The sequence below is a fragment of the Solilutibacter silvestris genome, from assembly GCF_002895945.1.
GTDB classification, from domain to species: domain Bacteria; phylum Pseudomonadota; class Gammaproteobacteria; order Xanthomonadales; family Xanthomonadaceae; genus Solilutibacter; species Solilutibacter silvestris.
Genome location: NZ_NPZB01000001.1, coordinates 1364668 through 1383967, shown reverse-complemented (window position 1 = coordinate 1383967; position 19300 = coordinate 1364668). Strand labels below are relative to the sequence as shown.

General features: G+C 64.5%; 18 protein-coding genes. 6 read left to right on the top strand and 12 right to left on the bottom strand.

Features of this window, described 5'->3' with window-relative positions; genetic code table 11:
• Window positions 1-6 precede the first annotated feature (6 nt).
• Both Lysil_RS06295 and Lysil_RS06290 read right to left on the bottom strand, forming a co-directional pair.
• Window positions 7-1011, bottom strand: coding sequence for an N-acetylornithine carbamoyltransferase (locus Lysil_RS06295; protein ID WP_103074641.1), 1005 nt, complete (start codon window positions 1009-1011; stop codon window positions 7-9).
• Between the two features lie 237 nt (window positions 1012-1248).
• Window positions 1249-2484, bottom strand: a complete 1236-nt coding sequence (locus tag Lysil_RS06290) for a formimidoylglutamate deiminase (RefSeq protein WP_240600200.1) — start codon at window positions 2482-2484, stop codon at window positions 1249-1251.
• Window positions 2485-2530: 46 nt separating this feature from the next.
• On the opposite strand from Lysil_RS06290, the gene Lysil_RS06285 reads away from it, so the two are divergent.
• The 3 genes from Lysil_RS06285 to Lysil_RS06275 are packed head-to-tail and all read left to right on the top strand — an operon-like array spanning window position 2531 to window position 6302.
• The gene (locus tag Lysil_RS06285) at window positions 2531-3856 is read left to right on the top strand and encodes a chloride channel protein (RefSeq protein WP_240600197.1); all 1326 of its coding nucleotides are present in this window, start codon (window positions 2531-2533) and stop codon (window positions 3854-3856) included.
• Window positions 3849-5069 (top strand): imidazolonepropionase, encoded by a 1221-nt coding sequence (hutI, locus tag Lysil_RS06280; protein WP_103074640.1) that lies wholly within the window; start codon window positions 3849-3851, stop codon window positions 5067-5069. Before Lysil_RS06285 ends, hutI begins: the two co-directional genes overlap by 8 nt.
• A 33-nt stretch (window positions 5070-5102) precedes the next feature.
• Entirely contained in the window at window positions 5103-6302 is a 1200-nt protein-coding gene (locus Lysil_RS06275; protein WP_103074639.1) for a dipeptidase, read from the top strand.
• A 1-nt stretch (window position 6303) separates the two neighbouring features.
• Here Lysil_RS06275 and Lysil_RS06270 read toward each other — a convergent pair whose 3' ends face one another.
• From Lysil_RS06270 to gltX, 5 genes are all read right to left on the bottom strand, one after another.
• Window positions 6304-6687 carry a YXWGXW repeat-containing protein gene (locus tag Lysil_RS06270; protein ID WP_103074638.1) on the bottom strand — a complete coding sequence of 128 codons (384 nt, stop codon included), beginning with the start codon at window positions 6685-6687 and terminating at the stop codon, window positions 6304-6306.
• A 199-nt stretch (window positions 6688-6886) separates the two neighbouring features.
• Window positions 6887-7066, bottom strand: coding sequence for a 30S ribosomal protein THX (locus Lysil_RS06265; protein ID WP_103074637.1), 180 nt, complete (start codon window positions 7064-7066; stop codon window positions 6887-6889).
• 69 nt (window positions 7067-7135) lie between these two features.
• Window positions 7136-7573, bottom strand: a complete 438-nt coding sequence (locus Lysil_RS06260; protein ID WP_103075025.1) for a MerC family mercury resistance protein — start codon at window positions 7571-7573, stop codon at window positions 7136-7138.
• 81 nt (window positions 7574-7654) lie between these two features.
• Complete coding sequence (locus Lysil_RS06255; RefSeq protein WP_103075024.1) at window positions 7655-8143, bottom strand: transcriptional repressor; 489 nt, start codon at window positions 8141-8143, stop codon at window positions 7655-7657.
• Between the two features lie 32 nt (window positions 8144-8175).
• Window positions 8176-9579 (bottom strand): glutamate--tRNA ligase, encoded by a 1404-nt coding sequence (gltX, locus tag Lysil_RS06250; RefSeq protein ID WP_103074636.1) that lies wholly within the window; start codon window positions 9577-9579, stop codon window positions 8176-8178.
• A gap of 17 nt (window positions 9580-9596) precedes the next feature.
• Between gltX and lpxH the strand changes: the two genes are divergently transcribed.
• Window positions 9597-10331, top strand: a complete 735-nt coding sequence (gene lpxH, locus Lysil_RS06245; RefSeq protein ID WP_103074635.1) for a UDP-2,3-diacylglucosamine diphosphatase — start codon at window positions 9597-9599, stop codon at window positions 10329-10331.
• Window positions 10332-10336: 5 nt separating this feature from the next.
• On the opposite strand, the gene Lysil_RS06240 is transcribed toward lpxH, so the two are convergent.
• From Lysil_RS06240 to folC, 4 genes are read right to left on the bottom strand one after another with little or no spacing between them, the layout of a single operon-like run.
• Window positions 10337-11140 carry a ferritin-like domain-containing protein gene (locus Lysil_RS06240; protein WP_103074634.1) on the bottom strand — a complete coding sequence of 268 codons (804 nt, stop codon included), beginning with the start codon at window positions 11138-11140 and terminating at the stop codon, window positions 10337-10339.
• A 9-nt stretch (window positions 11141-11149) separates the two neighbouring features.
• Window positions 11150-12616 (bottom strand): amidophosphoribosyltransferase, encoded by a 1467-nt coding sequence (gene purF / locus Lysil_RS06235; protein ID WP_103074633.1) that lies wholly within the window; start codon window positions 12614-12616, stop codon window positions 11150-11152.
• 12 nt (window positions 12617-12628) lie between these two features.
• Window positions 12629-13738 carry an SPOR domain-containing protein gene (locus Lysil_RS06230; protein ID WP_103074632.1) on the bottom strand — a complete coding sequence of 370 codons (1110 nt, stop codon included), beginning with the start codon at window positions 13736-13738 and terminating at the stop codon, window positions 12629-12631.
• Window positions 13739-13771: 33 nt separating this feature from the next.
• Window positions 13772-15058 carry a bifunctional tetrahydrofolate synthase/dihydrofolate synthase gene (gene folC / locus Lysil_RS06225; protein ID WP_425477132.1) on the bottom strand — a complete coding sequence of 429 codons (1287 nt, stop codon included), beginning with the start codon at window positions 15056-15058 and terminating at the stop codon, window positions 13772-13774.
• A gap of 78 nt (window positions 15059-15136) precedes the next feature.
• On the opposite strand from folC, the gene Lysil_RS06220 reads away from it, so the two are divergent.
• Window positions 15137-15526, top strand: coding sequence for a DUF3224 domain-containing protein (locus Lysil_RS06220; RefSeq protein WP_103074630.1), 390 nt, complete (start codon window positions 15137-15139; stop codon window positions 15524-15526).
• A gap of 465 nt (window positions 15527-15991) precedes the next feature.
• Here Lysil_RS06220 and Lysil_RS06215 read toward each other — a convergent pair whose 3' ends face one another.
• Entirely contained in the window at window positions 15992-18151 is a 2160-nt protein-coding gene (locus Lysil_RS06215) for a S46 family peptidase (RefSeq protein WP_103074629.1), read from the bottom strand.
• A 116-nt stretch (window positions 18152-18267) separates the two neighbouring features.
• Between Lysil_RS06215 and tdh the strand changes: the two genes are divergently transcribed.
• Entirely contained in the window at window positions 18268-19290 is a 1023-nt protein-coding gene (gene tdh, locus Lysil_RS06210) for an L-threonine 3-dehydrogenase (protein WP_103075023.1), read from the top strand.
• Window positions 19291-19300: the final 10 nt, after the last annotated feature.

Genomic DNA, 19300 nt, shown 5'->3' with positions numbered 1-19300 from the left:
AGAACGTTATTGCCTGGCCAGCGCAGCCATCACCGCTTTCTGCACGTGCAGGCGGTTCTCGGCTTCGTCGATGGCGATGCAGTTGGGCGAATCCATCACGCCATCGGTAGCCTTGACGTTGCGGCGCAGCGGCAAGCAGTGCGAGAACACGCCATTGTTGGTCAGTCCCATCTTGCGTTCGTCGACGATGAAATGCTTGAACTGGTCACGGACTGGTTTTTCGCGCTCCCAGTCGCCGAAGTACGGCAACGCGCCCCAGCTCTTGGCGTACACAACGTCGGCATCGCGGTAGGCACTGTCGATGTCGTGGCTGACGGCGAGCGAGCCTCCGTTCTCGGCGACGTTCTGCGCCGCCCAACCCATGTAGCGTTCGTCGAGCAGGTATTCGTCGGTCGGGCACAGCAACGTGACATCCATGCCCATGCGCGTGGCGATCGTCAACGCCGAGTTGGCGACCGCGGTGTTCAACGCCTTCGGGTGGTAGGTCCACGTCAGCACGTACTTCTTGCCGCGCAGGTCGCTGGTGCCGAAGTGTTCCTGCAAGGCCAGCGCATGCGCCAGCTCCTGGCAGGGGTGGGTGATCGTTTCCATGTTGATCACCGGCACCGTCGAATACTTGGCGAAGCCGTTGAGCACGCGGTCCTGGCGATCGATCGACCAATCGACGAACTTCGGAAAGGCGCGCACCCCGATCAGGTCGACGTAACGCGACAGCACCTTCGCCACTTCGGCGATGTGTTCCTCGGTGTCGCCATCCATCACCGTGCCGAGGTCGAACTCGATCGGCCACGCGTCCTTGCCCGGCTGCAGCACCACCGCATGACCGCCAAGCTGGAACGTGCCCAGCTCGAAACTGGTGCGCGTGCGCAGCGACGAATTGAAGAACACCAGCGCGACGCCCTTGCCTTTCAGCGCATCGCCGAAGCGTTCGCGCTTGTAGCGGGCGGCATCGGCGAGCACGGCGTCGAGCTCGCCGCGGGTCCAGTCCTGGGTATTGAGGAAATGTTTCATCTGGGCATTCAACTGTAGGGAAATGACAGGAGAAAAACGAAAAAACCCGGCGCGGGGCCGGGCTTCACTTGGCTGCACGTGTGCAGCAATCCGGGCCGGCGGAGTCAGGACTCGTACGGTCGGCGCGCGCGCGACGTCATGCCGCTGGCCATGGCGGCGGCAGACAGGTAGATGGCGTCGGTGCAAGTGCGCATCCGCGAATTCTCGCACCCTATGCGCTGCGCCGCAAGACCATGGTTACGCCTGCAACAGCCGGCTCATCGCCTGCCGGTAGCGCGTTTCGATGCCATCACGGTCGATATGTCGCCCTTCGGCGACCACTTGCCGGCCGGCCACCTCGACGTTTTTCACCAGCGGGCGGTTGCCGGAGAAGATCCAGCGATCGGCGACATCCGCGGCGGTGGCGCCGGCGAGGATCGGCGCATCACCATCCAGCACAAGGGTGCCCTGCCCTGCGAAGCCGGTGGACTGTGCGGCACTGGCAGCAACGCCAGCCAGCAGATTGATACCAACACTGTCCGATGCCGCGCCGATGGCGATATTGCGCCGCTGCCGTTGCAGGCGCTGCCCGTATTCCAGCCAGCGCAATTCCTCGATCGGCGACACCGAACTGTGGGAGTCGGAACCGATGCCCCAGTAGCCATCATGATCAAGGTAATCACGGAACGGGAAAAAGCCGTCGCCAAGATTGGCCTCGGTGGTGGTGCAGATCGCCACCGTTGCGCCGGATGCCGCGGTGTCGCGCACCTCGCCGACATCGAGATGGGTCGCGTGCACCAGCGTCCAGCGCGCATCGACATTGGCATGATCGAGCAGCCAGCGCAGCGGACGCGCACCGCGCAGAGCGATGCATTCCTCCACTTCCACGATCTGTTCGGCGATATGGATATGGATGCGGGCATCCGCGGGCAACGTCGCGATCACTTCGCGCATCGCGGTTTCCGGCACCGCGCGCAGGCTGTGCAGCGCACAACCGACGCGCAATGATGGGTTCTCGTCCTTGCGCAATGTGTCGATCAATCGCAAATAGGCATCGACGTCGTGGCCGAAGCGACGCTGGCGCTCCGACAACGCACGGCCATCGAAACCGCCGGTCATGTACAGCACCGGCAACAAGGTGAGCTGGATCCCGGTATCGCGCGCCGCCGCGACCAGCGCCCGCGACATCGCAGCGGGATCGTCGTACATGCGGCCATCGGGTTGGTGGTGGAGATAGTGGAATTCGCAGACCGTGGTGTAGCCGGCTTCCAGCATCTCCGCGTACAACTGCGACGCCACCGCATGCAGCGATTCCGGATCGAAGCGCGCGGCCAGTGCGTACATGGTTTCGCGCCAGGTCCAGAACGAATCCGCAGGATTGGTCTGGCGTTCGCCGAGTCCCGCGATCGCACGCTGGAAGGCATGCGAATGCAGGTTGGCGATCCCTGCTGTCCGCCAGCCCATGGGCACCCGTTCGATGATCGCTGTCTGCATCCGGCCATTGTGCCGGATGGCCGCGGGCGCATGCGAGAATGCTTCAATGATGGATCCGCACGCGCACTCGCCCATCCTGCTCGCTTCGTCCGAAAGTTGGCGGCGGCGGATGGCTTTGTGGTGCGGCGCGATCGTGGTGGCACTCGCATCGATCCTGTTCGCCAAGGGCAGCGATGCCGCCTTCCGCGGCTTTGCATGGCTGCACCACCAATGGCCGCTGGCATCACTGGCGCTGCCTCCCGCCATGTTCGGCGTGCTGTCATGGCTCACATCGCGCGGCATGCAGGCCACGCGCGGCAGCGGTATCCCGCAGGTCATCGCCGCCCTCGAGCAACCGACCGAATGGCGAGAAGCGCAACTCTCCCCGAAGATTGCGTTCGCCAAACTGTGGTTGACCCTTGCCGGCCTGCTGGGTGGTGCTTCGATCGGCCGCGAAGGTCCGACCGTCCACATCGGCGCCGGCCTGATGCACTGGATCGGCCGCCGCTTCGGCTTCGACGATCCGCAACAGGGTGCACGCTTCCTGCTGGCGGGCGGCGCAGCAGGCATCGCCGCTGCGTTCAACACGCCCCTGGCCGGCGTGGTCTTCGCGATCGAGGAACTCGGCGGCGCCTTCGAGCATCGCTTCTCGGGCACGCTGCTGACGGCTGTCATCATCGGCGGCGTCGTGTCGTTGGGCGTGCTGGGGGATTACGTCTACTTCGGCCATGTATCGACCCGCATCGCATTCGGCATCGGCTGGCTCGCGGTCCCCGCGTGCGGAATCCTCTGCGGGCTTGCCGGTGGTGGCTTCAGTCGCGCCCTGTTGGCATTGACTGCACCCGGCATGCCGGTGATCGGTACGCTGCGGCAACGCCACCCCATCCTGCTCGCGATTGCCTGCGGCATTGCACTGTCCTTGCTCGGATACACCTGCGGCGACGGCGTGTTCGGCACCGGTTATACGCAGGCACGCGACGCATTGATCCAGCAGGACATTCCCGGCCAGGGTTTCGGTATCGCCAAACTCCTCGCCAACCTCGTGTCCTATCTCGCCGGCATTCCTGGCGGCCTGTTCTCTCCCGCCCTGTCCGCAGGCGCAGGGCTCGGACAGAACCTGGCACCGCTGTTCCCCGCCGCGCCAGCATCGGCCGTCGTGTTGCTGGGCATGTGCGGCTACCTCTCCGGCGTGACCCAGGCGCCACTGACCTCGGCCATCATCACCATGGAAATGACCGACAGCAGCGACATGCTGTTGCCGATCCTCGCAGTCGCATTGATCGCGCGCACGACGTCGATGCTGGTGTGCCGGATGCCGATCTACAAAGCGCTGGCACTGCGGTTGCTGCAACAATCGCCTTCCACTTCTTCTCCGGCCGCTTCCAATGGTTGAGCCTTCAGCCGGCAACGGACTCCTGCTCGGGCCAACCCTGGCCACGCTGGATGAGGAATCCGGCTATGGCCTGATCGAAGACGGCGCACTGGCCTGGCGCGACGGCCGCATCGTTTACGCCGGCCCGCGCGCGACGATGCCGCACGAGTTCGCGTTGATCGCCTCACCGGTCGAAACCGATGGCCTGGTGACTCCAGGACTGATCGATTGCCACACGCATGCGGTATTCGCGGGCGATCGTGCCGGTGAATTCGAATTGCGATTGCAGGGCGCGAGTTACGAGGAGATCGCGCGTACCGGCGGCGGCATCCTTTCCACCGTGCGCGCAGTACGTGCCGCCAGCGAAAACGAATTGCTGGAAGCCTCGTTGCCGCGCGTGCGCGACCTGATCGCCGATGGCGTGACCACGCTGGAGATCAAGTCCGGCTACGGCCTTGATTTCGACAACGAACGCAAGATGCTGCGGGTCGCGCGCCAACTCGGCGAACAGCTTGGCATCACGGTACGCACCACCTATCTCGCTGCGCATGCATTGCCTGGCGAATACGCCGGACGCGCCGACGACTACATCGACGCTGTGATCGAGTGGCTGCCGCGCCTGCATGCGGAAGGACTGGTCGATGCCGTCGATGCCTTCTGCGAGGGAATCGGTTTCTCGCCCGCGCAGACGCGTCGCGTGTTCGAAGCCGCGCGCGCGCTGGGTCTGCCGGTGAAACTGCACGCCGATCAATTGAGCGACCTCGGTGGCGCGGCATTGGCCGCGGAATTCGGCGGCCTATCTGCCGATCATATCGAACACACCTCTGACGCCGGCATCCGCGCCATGGCGGCATCCGGCACCGTCGCCGTGCTGCTGCCTGGCGCCTTCCATGTCTTGCGCGAAACGAAACTGCCGCCGCTGGATGCACTGCGCGAACATGGCGTCCCGATGGCGGTCGCCACCGATTGCAATCCCGGCACCTCGCCGCTGCGTTCATTGCGCCAAGCCATGCAGCTCGCCACCGTGCATTTCCGCCTCACGCCCGAAGAATCGCTGCGCGGCGCCACCGTGCACGCCGCACGCGCACTGGGCTTGACGGATCGCGGCGTGTTGCGCGCCGGACAACGCGCCGACTTCGTGCTGTGGCAGATCGCGCAACCGGCCGAGCTCTGCTACTGGCTGGGCGGACGACTGGCACGTTCGGTCTACGCCAACGGCCGCATCATCGCCTGAACCCTTTTCATCGCCACTGAGAGAGATCGCACCATGAAGCCACTGCGCTCGTTGCTCGCGTTGACGCTCGCCGCACTTTCGGGGTTGGCCACCGCACAATCCACGCCTGCCGCGCGCAAGCTGGCGCACGATTCCATCATCGTCGACACCCATATCGATGGTCCGGAAATGCTGCAGGACGGCTGGCGCGATCTCGGCCAACGCACCGATCGCGAGTTCGACTGGGTGAAGGCGCAACAGGGTGGGTTGAAGATCGCCTTCATGTCGATCTACACCTCGGCGAAGCAGGACGCCGACAACACGGCCTACCAGGTCGCCAACACCATGATCGATTCGATCGAAGCACTGGTGCAGCGCCATCCCAACAAGTTCGCGCTGCTGCGTTCGCCACGCGATGTCACCCGCCTCGGCAAGCCCGGCATCGTGCTGCTGCCGCTGGGGATGGAGAACGGCGCACCGATCGGTGGCGACCTGCGCAAGCTGCAATTCTTCTTCGATCGCGGCGTGCGTTACATCACCCTCGCCCACAGCGCCGCCAACCGCATCGCCGACTCTTCATATGGCGTCGAACGCAAGTGGCACGGACTGAGCCCGTTCGGCCGTGACGTGGTGAAGGAAATGAACCGGCTCGGCATCATGGTGGACGTCTCGCACCTGTCCGATGAGTCGGCGCTGGAAGCGATCAAGCTGAGCAGCGTCCCCGTCGTCGCCACACATTCCGGCATGCGTCATTTCACTCCCGGTTTCGAGCGCAACGCCAGCGACGAAGTCGCCAAGGCGATCGCCGCGAAGGGCGGCGTGGTGCAGATCACCTTCGGCACCGGCTTCGTCAATCCCAAGGCCGCTTCCGACATGCAGGACAGCTTCCGCGCCCGCGAAGACCTGCGCCTGCGCAATCTCGCGGCGAAAGCCGCTGGCAAGCCGATCGAGGACGAAAGCGAATTCTCCGCGCGCTGGGAGCGCGAACACCCGACGCCGAAGACCGACATCTCCGCGGTGATCGACCAGGTCGTCTATGCGGTAAAACTGGTCGGCATCGATCACGTCGGCATCGGTTCCGACTTCGACGGCGTCGACGGCAAACTGCCGACGCAACTGCAAAGTGTCGCCGACTATCCGAACCTGATCGCGGGATTGCAGGCACACGACATCAAGGATGGTGATATCCGCAAGATCCTCGGTGGGAACTTGCTGCGTGTGTGGACTGCAGTCGAGAACGGCGCCAAGCGCTGACTCAGCCGTTCACCCACACGCCGATGCGGAAGTGCCAGCCGTCATTGCGCTGTTCCCAGTGCGGATGCACGTAGCGATAACCGGGACGAACCGCTTCCCAGTGACCCGGCATGAAGTCATAGCGCCGGCCATCCCAGTGCCAGTAACCATGCGCCCAGATATAACCGGGACGCGGCGGCGGCACTTCTTCCACGATGCGCGGCGGCGGCGGCTGCGGAGCGATCACTTCCACCACCTCGACCGGTGGCGGAGCCGGGCGTTCCACGATCACTTCGCGCTGCACAGGCCGCGGCGGCTGCCTGTACACCGTACGCTCCTCGACACAACCCGCGGCCACAACGACGGTGGCGGTGACGATCAGAAGACCTGCAATGCGTGACGACATTTGGATTCCCTTGCTGGAGATTGAAGTGATGTCAGGACAAACAACGTCGGCTCGTTCCACGTGTTGACACCGTGCCCATGACGCATTCAGGAAAGAGTCGGGTCGATGGGTCGTGGATATTCATCGCGCAAAAACATCCACCCCAAAATAACGAAGCCTCGCTTACGCGAGGCTTCATGCATCGAACGATAACGTCCGATCAGGCTTTCGGAGCCGCCTTCTTCGCCACAACCTTTTTGGCAGCCGGCTTGGCGGCGGCCTTCTTCACCGGCGCGGAAGCGGCGCCCGTGCTCTTGGTCACGGCATGGCTGCTGCGGGCATTGCCGTAGCTGCTGCTGTAACGCTTGCCTTTGGCGGTCTTGCGGTCGCCCTTGCCCATCGTGATTCTCCGTTCAGTGATGCCCGGCAGACTCGACGTGCCCGCGGCGTGTGGATATGACCAGCTATTTTAGCGCGCTTCTGCGGCGCAGCACAGGCCGGAATCGTGGCGACGGCTGGCACGCAGGTTGGCGAGGTGCGCCGAAGCGACCAGCAGGCCGCCCGCACCCATCGCCAGCACATGCCAGGTCAGCTGGTGATGGAGCCTCGGGATCAGGATTCCAGCCCAGAGAATGGCGATGCCGAGCGCCATGATCGCCGGAATATGGTGCTGTTGATGGCGAATCCAGGCCGAAACGGTGCTGAGCAGGCCCACTGTCGTGACGAACAGGACGAAGCCGATCTCGACCCGCTCACCGAACCACGCAGCCGCGCCCAGCGTCGGGATCAGCGCCAATACAAGCGGCGCGGCCAAGCAGTGGATCGCGCACAGGAATGATCCGGTCGCGCCGATGCGGTCCACCCATCCCCGGGTGGGACCACGATTGCTGGCTGGGAGATGGCTCATGAATGAAATCATATAACATTTCACCCTCGCCGCAAGCTGAACGCGTTGCGCCTGCTGCAGCGATGCCTGATCGTCGAATTCCTACTGCTTGGCGCTGCAGGCCGCGCAAAGCCCATGGACTTCCAACGTCTGCGCCTGCGGGCTGAAGCCCAGTTCGCGCGCCTTGCTGTCGAGCAGGTCGACGATGCCGCGATCCTCCAGTTCCACCGCGCTATGGCAGCGGCTGCAGATCAGGAACGGCACCGAATGCTGTGCTGAATTGGGGTGGTGGCAGGCAACGAAGGCGTTGACCGATTCCAGCTTGTGGATGAAGCCATTGGCGAGCAGGAAATCGAGCGCGCGGTAGATGGTCGGCGGTGCGGCGGCGCCGGGGCCGTCGCCATCGCGGACCAGATCGAGCAGGTCGTAGGCCTTGATCGGCTGGCCGGCAGCGGCGATCAGCGCCAGCACGTGTTCGCGGATCGGGGTCAGGCGCAACCCGCGCTGGGTGCAGGCGCGCTGCACCGCGGCGATGAAGCTGCCGGCATCATCGACGTGATGCGAAGGGTCGGTGCAGTGGTGGTGTTCCATGGTGTGGATGATGGGGCCGTCGATGGCGCGACTCAACCCTGCGCGATTTTCCCCAGCGCGGCGTCGATCCGGACCAGCGCCTCGGCCTGCCCGCACAGATAGACGGTATGGCTGATGTCGGGGCTCACCTGGGTTCCGGTGACGGCGACGCGCAACGGCTGCGCCACCTTGCCCATGCCGACGCCGCAGGTTTCCGCGGCCTGATGCAGGGCTTCGCCGACCGACGCAGCACTCCATTCCGCGAGCGCGGCGAGGCGACGACGCGCCTCTTCCAGCGCCGGCCGTGCTTCCGGCTTGAGATGCTTGGCGACCGCGGCTTCATCGTAGTGTTGCAGCGGACCGAACCACACCGCGGATTTCTCCGCCATTTCCTTCAGCGTCTGCACGCGTTCGCGCAGCGCGATGACGAGGTCCGCAGGTTTCGGTCCATGCGCCAGGTCGTAACCGGCCTGTTGCAGATGCCACAGCAGGTGCTTCGCCACTGCGTCGGGATCGTCGTTCTTCAGGTATTGCTGGTTGAGCCAGCCGAGCTTGGCCATGTCGAGGCGCGCAGCCTTGGCATTGACGTCCTTCAACTCGAACAGTGCGATCAGTTCGGCGATCGAGAAGATTTCCTGGTCACCATGCGACCAGCCGAGGCGCGCCAGGTAGTTGAGCAACGCATGCGGCAGGTAACCGGCATCGCGATACTGCATCACGTCGGCGGCGCCGGTGCGCTTGCTGAGCTTTGCCCCCTGTTCGTCGAGGATCATCGGCAGATGGGCGAAACGGGGCGGTTCCTTGCCCAAGGCGCGGTAGATGTTGATCTGGCGCGGCGTGTTGTTGACATGATCGTCGCCGCGCACCACGTCGGTGATGCCCATGTCGAGATCGTCGACGACAACGGCGAAGTTGTAGGTGGGATAACCGTCGCTGCGGAAGATCACCAGGTCATCGAGTTCGCTGTTCTGCCACTCGATGCGGCCCTTGACGTGATCGTCGAACACCACGCTGCCTTCGCGCGGATTGCGGAAGCGGATCACGCGGTTGGGATCGTCACGCCATTCGGCTTTTTCGTCACGATAACGGCCGCTGTAGCGCGGCTTCTCGCCCGCCGCCATCGCCGCTTCGCGCATCGCTTCGAGTTCTTCCTTCGTTTCATAAGCGTAGTACGCGCTGCCGGCAGCGACCATCTGCTCGGCCACTTCGCGATAACGATCGAGGCGATCGGTCTGGTAGATCGGGCCTTCGTCGTAGCCGAGGCCAAGCCAGTCCATCGCGTCGAGGATGGCGTCGATCGCGCCCTGGGTGCTGCGTTCGCGATCGGTGTCCTCGATGCGCAGGACGAACTGCCCATTCGAGTGGCGCGAGGCCAGCCAGCAATACAGCGCGGTGCGCGCGCCGCCGATGTGGAGGTAGCCGGTGGGACTGGGGGCGAAACGGGTGCGGACGGTCATTGGTATATTTTAGCCTCATGGCCACGTACTTCATTTCCGATCTCCATCTCGACCCCGAACGCCCGGAAATCACCGAACTGTTCGGTCGCTTCATCGATGGCGAAGCGCGCGGCGCCGATGCGCTCTACATCCTCGGCGACCTGTTCGAAGCCTGGGTCGGCGATGACGATCCCTCCCCGGCCGGCGCACTGGTGGCCACCAAACTGCGTGAGTTGCACGACAGTGGCGTCCCGGTGTCCTTCATCCGCGGCAATCGCGATTTCCTGCTCCACGACGACTACGCGCGACGCGCCGGCATGGCGATCCTGCCCGATCCCGCCGTCATCGATCTCTACGGCACGCCGACATTGGTGTTGCACGGCGACACCCTCTGTACCGATGATGCCGCCTACCAGCAATTCCGCGCCCAGACCCGCGATCCACGTTGGCAGGCGCAATTCCTCGCACAACCGTTGCCGGCACGACTCGCCTTCGCGGCACAGGCGCGCGCGGCGAGCAAGGCGCGTTATGGCGAACTGGTGTCGAACGGCATGGCGGAAACCATCGGCGATGTCGCTCCCGACGCAGTGCAGGCGATGTTCGCGCGCACCGGCATCCGCCGCATGATCCATGGCCACACCCATCGCCCGGCGATCCACGACGAAGGAGGCGGCAATACCCGCATCGTCCTTGGTGACTGGTACGAACAGGGTTCGGTGCTGCGGGTTGATCGCGACGGTTTCACCCTCGACGCGCTGCCGCTCGCAACGTAATCGCGTCAGTCCGATTCCGCCAGCAGGCTTTCCAGTTCTTCCGGATCGAAGCCGGCCTGCGCCCGCGCCTCGATGTTGAATGGCTTGCGCAATACGCCGCTGGCGTACGCCTTCAACAATTCGCGGAAACGCATTCGCGGTTCGACGCCCGCACGTTCGCAGTGCCAGCGATACCAGCGCGATCCCGCCGCGACATGCGCGATCTCTTCGCGCAGGATGATTTCAAGGATGCCGACGGTTGCATCGTCACCCAGCGCACGCAACTTCACGATCATCCCCGGGGTCACGTCGAGCCCACGCGCTTCCAGCACGCGCGGCACCAGCGCCATCCGCGCGAGGCCGTCGTGCGCGGTTTTTTCCGCCATCTCCCATAGCCCATTGTGGGCATCGAAGTCGCCATAGTCGTGGCCGAACGCGCGCAGGCGCTCGCGCAGCATCATGAAGTGGCGCGCCTCGTCGGCGGCGACCATCGCCCAATCGGTGTAGTAGTCCGCCGGCATGTCGCGGAAACGATAGATCGCGTCGCAGGCGAGATCGATGGCGTTGAATTCGATGTGGGCGACGGCATGGATGAAGGCCGCGCGTCCTTCCGTTGAACCGAAGCCGCGTCGCGGCAATTCGCGCGGATGCACGAGTTTCGGTGTGCGCGGGCGTCCCGGCATCGCGATCGCTTCGGGTGGCGGAGATGTATCGCTCGCCGCGAGTTCACCCCGCACAAACGCCGCCGCCATCGCGCGCGCGACGCGCGGCTTGCCTTCGATATCGCCGCAGTCGAGGACTGCCTTCGCCGCAGCGTGGAGATCGCTCATCGCGCGCCGTCAGGCCCGGCGCTTGGCCTTGGCCTCGTCGGAACGGTGTTCCTGCAACGCCTCGAAATAGCCATCGGCGACACCGGTGACGTATTCGCCGCTGAAGCACGAGGTATCGAAATGCATGCCGGGGTTCTTCGGGCCGGCGACCGCCGCTTCGAGATCGGCGAGATCCTGGTAGATCAACCAGTCGCAGCCGATCAGTTCCTCGATTTCCTTCTCGCTGCGTCCGTGCGCGATCAGTTCTTCCGGATTCGGCATGTCGATGCCGTAGATGTTGGCGTAGCGCACCGGCGGGGCCGCCGAAGCGAGATAGACCTTCCTGGCGCCGGCATCGCGCGCCATCTGCACAATCTGCTGCGAGGTAGTGCCACGCACGATCGAATCGTCGACCAGCAGCACCACGCGATCACGGAATTCCAGAGGGATCGGATTGAGCTTGCGACGCACCGACTTCTTGCGTTCGCCCTGCCCCGGCATCATGAAGGTGCGGCCGACGTAGCGGTTCTTGATGAAGCCTTCGCGGTACTTCACGCCGAGCACGTGGGCGATTTCCAGCGCGGCGTCGCGACTGGTATCGGGAATCGGGATCACCACGTCGATGTCATGGTCGGGCCGCTCGCGCAGGATCTTCTCGCCCAGCGCCACGCCCATGCGCATGCGCGCCTTGTGCACCGAGATGTTGTCCATCATCGAATCGGGACGGGCCAGATAGACGTATTCGAACACGCAGGGGCGCGCCAGCACGTTCTGCGCGACGACGCGCGCGTGCAGTTGCCCGTCATGGGTGATCACCACCACTTCGCCCGCGGCGAGATCGCGCACGCGCTCGAACCCGGCGAGATCCAGCGCCACCGATTCCGATGCCACCGCATACTCGGTGCCGGTCGCCGTCTCGCGCTTGCCGAGCACCAGCGGGCGAATTGCATTGGGATCGCGGAAGGCGACCAGGCCCAGCTCCATCACCATGCAAACCACGGCGTAACCGCCCTTGGCCCGCCGCATCACGCCTTCGACCGCGCGGAAGACTGCGTCCGGCGACAGCCCGTGTTGCGCGTCGAGCTCGTGCGCGAAGACGTTGAGCAGCACTTCCGAGTCGGACGTGGTGTTGAGTCCGCGGCGATCCTGTTCGATCACTTCGCGACGCAAGGCTTCGGTATTGATCAGGTTGCCGTTGTGCGCCAGCGCGATGCCGTAAGGCGCGTTGACATAGAACGGTTGCGCCTCGTCGCTGCCATCGCTGCCGGCGGTGGGATAACGGCAATGGGCGATGCCCATGCTGCCGTGCAACTGCGCCATCGATGCTGCATCGAAGACGTCGCTGACCAGGCCCTTGCCCTTGTTGACGCGCAAGACATTGCCGTTGCTGGTGGCGATGCCGGCCGCATCCTGCCCGCGATGCTGCAGCACCGTGAGTCCGTCATACAGTTGCGCCGCGACGTCCTGCGTCCCGACGATGCCCATGATTCCGCACATCGTTGTCTGTCCTCAGGGGCTGGGTCGGATGATGCCGCCCACGCCCAGTTTGGCTTGCGCTCGTGCCTTCAGCGATTCCGCCGCATCGCGACCGACCACCGGCCCGAGGCGCACGCGCGTCAACACGCCCTTGTCGGTATTGACCGTGTCCGTGGTGGCGCTGAATCCGGCGGCACGCGCCTTGTCGCGCAGCGCGGTGGCGTCGGCAGCATTGGCGAACGCGCCGAGCTGCACCGCAAAACCCGTTCCGGAAGCAGCTGGCTTGTCGGCAGGCTTGGGCTCGGGCTTCGGTTGATCGTGTGTTGGTTGATCCTGTTTCGCCGCGGCGGGCTGCGCTGCATCCTCCGTCGCTGGTTCCGTCGGCTGCGGCTTGGTCGGCTTCGCTGCCACCGCTTTTTCCGGCTTGGGCTGGGTCGTTGCTTTCGGTTTCGTCTCAGCTGATGTGGGGACACGCGGCTGAGATTCAATCGGCTTGCCGTCCGCAACGGGATGCGAAGCAGCAGCTGCAGGGGAGGTCGAAACCGGCGCTGCAGGAACCGGCGTTGTCGCTGCACCCGCATCCAGCGCGATCACCTGCGCCTTCACCGGCGCGTTGAGCTGCCCGGCGCGCACGCGCGCGATCTCGGCAGCCTCGCGGGTCGGGAACGGTCCGACGCGCACGCGCCAGGCATCGCGCCCACCCACCGAAACCTTCTCGCTGTAGCCATGCAGCTGGATGCCGGTCAGCGCCTGGACCACGCGATCGGCGTCGGCGCTGCTGCCATAGCTGCCGAAGTTGACGGCGTAATCGCCGGCGGCCATGGCCGGGGAAGGTTTGCTGTAATTCGCCGCAGGCGTCGCGGCCGCAACCGGAGCATTCGCGGCGGCCGCAGTGGCTTGGATCGCAGGGTCGGCCTGCGCTGCGGGCATTCCAGTCGCTCCGGCCTTGCCCACGGCACCTGGCACGTCCAGCGGCAGTTCCTGGGTCTTGACCGTGGCGTCGGGCGCCTTGGGCGAGTCCAGCGGCACATCGGACACGCCGCTATCGGGCGCCGGTCCCTTGACCAGCATGGGCAGGAAAATGACCGCCAACGCGATCAACACGGCGGCGCCCCAGAGGCGCTGTTTCACTGGACGATCCATTCGGCGCGCGGGCTCGCAGCAAGTTTGTGGCGATTATAGCGGTGCGCGAGCACCCACTTCCCCCCGCTGCGCTGAACGCAGGGATCGCAACGCCGCCTCGACGGTGTGGAAGGAGCCGAACACCAGCACCCGATCGCCCGCTTTGGCGCTGCCCCGGACCTGCCGCAGTGCATCCCCGACATCGCCGTGCAGCGTAGCCCCGGGCAAGTTCACGCGCGTCGATAGCGCCTCGGCGCTCTGCGCACGCCCCTCGACGTCCAACCCGGCCAGATGCCAGTCATCGACGTGCGCGGCGAGTGGTGCGGTGACGCCCGCGGCATCCTTGTCGGCCAGTGCGGCGTAAATCGCGTGGGTGCGACCCTGTTTCGGTTGACCTTGCAGCCATTCGGCCAACGCGCGCGCGGCCTGCGGGTTGTGACCGACGTCCAGCCAGACCTCGACGCCGTCGCGTTCAAGCCGTTGCAAGCGACCCTGGACATGCGCCGTTGCGATTCCTAGCGCCCACGCGGTGTCTGGAATGTCGAGTCCGGATGCGCGCAACGCGGCGATTGCTACCGCAGCATTGCGCAGTTGCACGGGTGCGGGGAGCACCGGCATCGGCAACTCCAGGGTCAATCCCGGCTCGCGCCAGCGCCATGCATCGGCATCGATATGTTCCTTGAAGAAATCGCAGCCGATCCGCAATGACGATGCACCGATGGCGTAGGCACGCCGCAACACGCTGGCCGGCGGATCATCATCGCCCAAGATCAGCGGTTTCCATGCCCGCGCGATGCCGGCCTTCTCGGTGCCGATGTCCTCGCGATCTTCGCCCAACCAGTCCATGTGATCGAGATCGACGGTGGTGATCACGGCGACGTCGGCATCGACGATGTTCACCGCGTCCAGCCGCCCGCCGAGGCCGACTTCGAGGATGGCGAGATCGAGCTTCGCCCGCGCGAACAGCCACAGTGCCGCCAGCGTGCCCGCTTCGAAATAGGTCAGCGAGATGTCACCGCGCGCGGCCTCGATCGCTTCGAACGCGGCGACCAGTTCGGCATCGCCGGCATCCACGCCATCGATGCGCACGCGCTCGTTGTAGCGCAGGATGTGCGGCGAGGTATACGCGCCCACGCGCAATCCGGTCGCACGCGCGATCGCTTCGATGAAGGCGACGGTCGAGCCCTTGCCATTGGTGCCGCCGACGGTGATCACGCACGGCGCCGGTTTCGGCAACTGCATGCGCACGGCGACTTCGCGCACGCGTTCCAGTCCGAGTTCGATGGCGGTGGGATGCTGGCGCTGGAGTCGCACCAACCAGTGCTGCAGGGAATCGCTCATGCGCACATTATCGACGCGATGGCAGCCAGCGGCGAACCGCCGCTATAGTCCGCATTCCCCATCACGCGGAAGCTGGCCATGCCGATCGCCACCGGATCCTTCACCCTGCAGATGAAACAGGAACCGGGGCTTGACCTCGGCGATGGCGCGCAGACCGGCAGTTTCCGTTTCGACAAGCAATTCAGCGGGTCGTTGGCGGCCACCAGCGTGGTGCAGATGATTTCAGCGGGCAATCCCGCCAGCGGTTCCGCCGCCTACGTGGCGATCGAGCGCATCGCCGGAACGCTGGATGGTCGCGCCGGCAGCTTCATGACCTGCCATCGCGGGATCATGGATGGCGGCGATATTTCGCTTGACGTCACCATCGTGCCAAGTTCGGGCAGTGGCGAGCTCGAAGGCATCCGCGGCAGCATGAAAATTCGCGTCGAGGGTGGCGTGCATTTCTACGATCTGGATTACGGTCTATAGAGCGTGCACGCGCTGGTTGAGTACGCTGTTATCCCGAACGGCGCAAGGGATCGGCTTTCTCGCACCCGGCGTGCGCCCGCTTGGGCGTTCCTATGACCGCGACCGTGAATACATCCATGTAGGCTCAGCCGCCGCATCCATGCGGCGGAATGGTCGGCCATGGGGACCCACCGCGCAGGCGCTGCCGGGCGGGCAGCGTTTCGTCGCTGCGATGAAGTCACAACACGCGCGCGGCAAGTGGGCGGTCTGCCCAATGCGCGGGCATACGAGGCATGGGTGAGGGAGCGCCGCTTACGCGGCATGCCGCGTGGCCATTCCGAACGCCACGAGCGCAAGCGAGTGGCCGGTCCCGCGCAGCGGGCCGAGTCGAGCCTCCATGGACGGATTCACGGCGTCCCGCGCAGTGGGTCTGACCGGCCACGCCAGCCAGCGCGTGCCTTGATAGCCGGTGCTCCGCGCGCGGGGTCACTTCCCCGCCGGAACGCCCATTTCCTGCAACAGCTGCGGCGCCGGATCGACCACGGTCATCACCCAGCGCATGTAACGCTGATCCATCGCGATCATCCGCGTCATCACTGGATCGAACACCCAGTTCGACGCCACCGATTCCCAATTCCCGTCGAACGCCAGGCCCACCAGCTTGCCGTGCGCATCCAGCACCGGCGACCCCGAATTGCCGCCGGTGATATCGAGATCGGAGAGGAAATCGACTGGCACGCTGCCGAGCTTCGGATCGATCAATCCGGCATAGCGCTTGGCCTTGATCGCATCGAGCACCGCCTTCGGCGTGTCGAACGGCTCCTTGCCGGTGGTCTTCGCCACGATCTCCTCGACCACCGTGAACGGCGCCTGCTTGCTGCCATCCAGCTTGGTGTATCCGGTCACCTTGCCGAAGGTGATGCGCAACGAGGAATTGGCATCCGGATACACCGCCTTGCCATGCGCCTTGCGGTAATCGGCCAGCGCCTTCAGATACACCGGTCGCGCCGCCAGCAATTCGCCGGCACGGGTCTTGCGCGCTTCCTCCAGCTTCAGCAGCGTCGGCATCACTGCCACCGCGTACTTGATCGCCGGATCATTGCTCGCCTCGAACGCGGCACGATCGGCACTGAGCCATTTCATGCGCTCGGCGTCCTTGCCCAGCGCACTCTTGTGCATGCGCGCGACGGCATCAGCGATGGCCTTGGCATCGCTGCCGGCGATCCAGCCGTCCAACGCGTCGACATGCTGGTCGGCAGGCAAGCGCGCGTAGCGATTCAGCCAGTACGCCTGCAACTGGCTGTCCATGCCGGCGTCGTAGCGGCGATCCATCTGCTTGAGCATCGCCTCGATCCCGGCGACATCGCGCTGCTGATAGCCGGCTTCGCGCTGTGCATCGGGCTTGGCGCGCTCGATCGACAGGCGATACAACTGCACCGCGGTGCTGCCCAACGTCCCACCGACCTGCGGTAGCGTCAGGTCACGTTCGCGGGTCTTCGCCGACTGCACGTTCAACGTTTCGATGGTGTTGTACGCCGCCAGCGCCGCTTCGCCCGATCGACGTTGCTTCTTCAGCCATGCCAGCACCGCGGATTCTTCCGCCTGCTTGGTCGCCAACGCATTGGTGCGGCGGAACCCTTCCAGTTGCCCATCGAAATTCTTCAGGGTGTTTTCCCAGCCGCGCATGGTGCTGGCGTACTTCACCGCGACATCGGGATTCTTCGCGCCGGTCGCCTGCACCATCGCCACCAGTTCCTTGTAGGTGCGGCTGATGGTCGGATACAGCCAATCCTGTGTGTTCTGGAACTCATCCACCAAGGCATAGCGGCTGGTCGTGCCCGGATAGCCCGCCACCATCACGAAATCGCCGGCTAGCAACGGTTGATCGGCGATCTTCAGCCAATGCTTGGGGCGATACGGCACATTGTCCTTGCTGTACGCCGCCGGTTTGCCATCCTTGCCGACATAGGCACGCAGGAAGGAAAAATCGCCGGCGTGGCGCGGCCACATCCAGTTGTCGACCTCGCCACCGAAATTGCCGATCGATGACGGCGGCGCATAGACCAGGCGCACGTCCCGGATTTCCAGATACTTGAACAGGCGATAGGTATTTCCGCCCATGAAGCTGTAGAGACGACAGCGATAGCCGCCACCGGTTTCGCAGACAGAGAGCAGCTGCTTTTCCAGCGTTTCCACCGCGCGCGTGCGCTCGATCGGCGTTTTCGCGGCGGTGATGGCCGCGCGTACCTGCGACGTCACGTCATCGATACGTTCCAGTGCATAAATGCGCTGCGCCGGACCCGCGCTCACTTCATCGGCCATCGTTTTCGCGTTGAAGCCGGTCGCCATCAGGTTCGACTTCGCGCTGGAATTGAGCTGGATCGCGCCGTACGCGCAGTGATGGTTGGTCGCGACCAAGCCCTGCGGCGAGACGAAACTGGCGGTGCAACCACCCAGCGACACCACCGCACCCAGCGGATCGCCGGTGAGATCGGCCAATTGATTGGGATCGAGCTTGAGCCCGGCATCCTTCAATGCCCGCGAAATCTCCGGCAACTGCTGCGGCGTCCACATCCCCTCGCCCGCCTGCGCCACAGGAATGCCAACGATCACTGCCGCAACGGCAGCCACCAGCGTCTTGCGCATCGCATCTCTCCGGAAAATCGAAACGTCCCTGCATTAGACCATTTCGAACCTGAGCGGCGTCCGGCGGTAAAATGCCGCATCTTCCGCAGCGCAGCACTGTCATGACCCAATCGACCATGAAAGCCCTGGTGAAACGCCAGGCCGCCAAGGGCATCTGGATGGAAGAGGTGCCGGTGCCGTCGCCCGGCCCAAATGAAGTGCTGATCAAGGTCGAGAAAACGGCGATCTGCGGCACCGACCTGCACATCTACCTGTGGGACGACTGGAGCCAGCGCACCATCAAGCCGGGACTGGTGATCGGCCACGAATTCGTCGGCCGCATCGCCGAAATCGGCCCCGGCGTGCAGGGCTACAACATCGGCCAGCGCGTCAGCGCCGAAGGCCACATCGTCTGCGGGCATTGCCGCAACTGCCGCGCCGGTCGCCAGCACCTGTGCCCGAACACCGTCGGCATCGGCGTCAATCGCAATGGTGCCTTCGCCGAATACATCGTGATGCCGGCGACCAACCTTTGGCCGATCCCCGACCAGATCCCGAGCGAACTCGCCGCGTTCTTCGATCCCTACGGCAATGCTGCGCACTGCGCGCTGGAATTCGACGTCGTCGGCGAAGACGTGCTGATCACCGGCGCCGGCCCGATCGGCGTGATCGCTGCCGGCATCTGCAAGCACATCGGCGCGCGCAATGTCGTGGTCACCGACGTCAACGATTACCGCCTCAAGCTCGCCGCCGACATGGGCGCGACGCGCGTGGTCAACGTCATCAACACCCCGCTGAAATCGGTGATGGCCGACCTGCACATGGAAGGTTTCGACGTCGGCCTGGAAATGAGCGGCAACCCGCGCGCGTTCTCCGACATGCTCGATTGCATGTACCACGGCGGCCGCATCGCGATGCTCGGCATCATGCCCAACGGCACCGGCATCGACTGGGACAAGGTCATCTTCAAGGGCCTGACCCTGCACGGCATCTACGGCCGCAAGATGTACGAGACCTGGTACAAGATGACGCAGCTCGTGCTCGGCGGTTTCCCGCTGGGCAAGGCATTGACGCATCAGTTGCCGATCGACGAATTCCAGAAGGGTTTCGACCTGATGGAATCCGGCAAGTCGGGCAAGGTTGTATTGAGCTGGAACTGACGGAACCCAT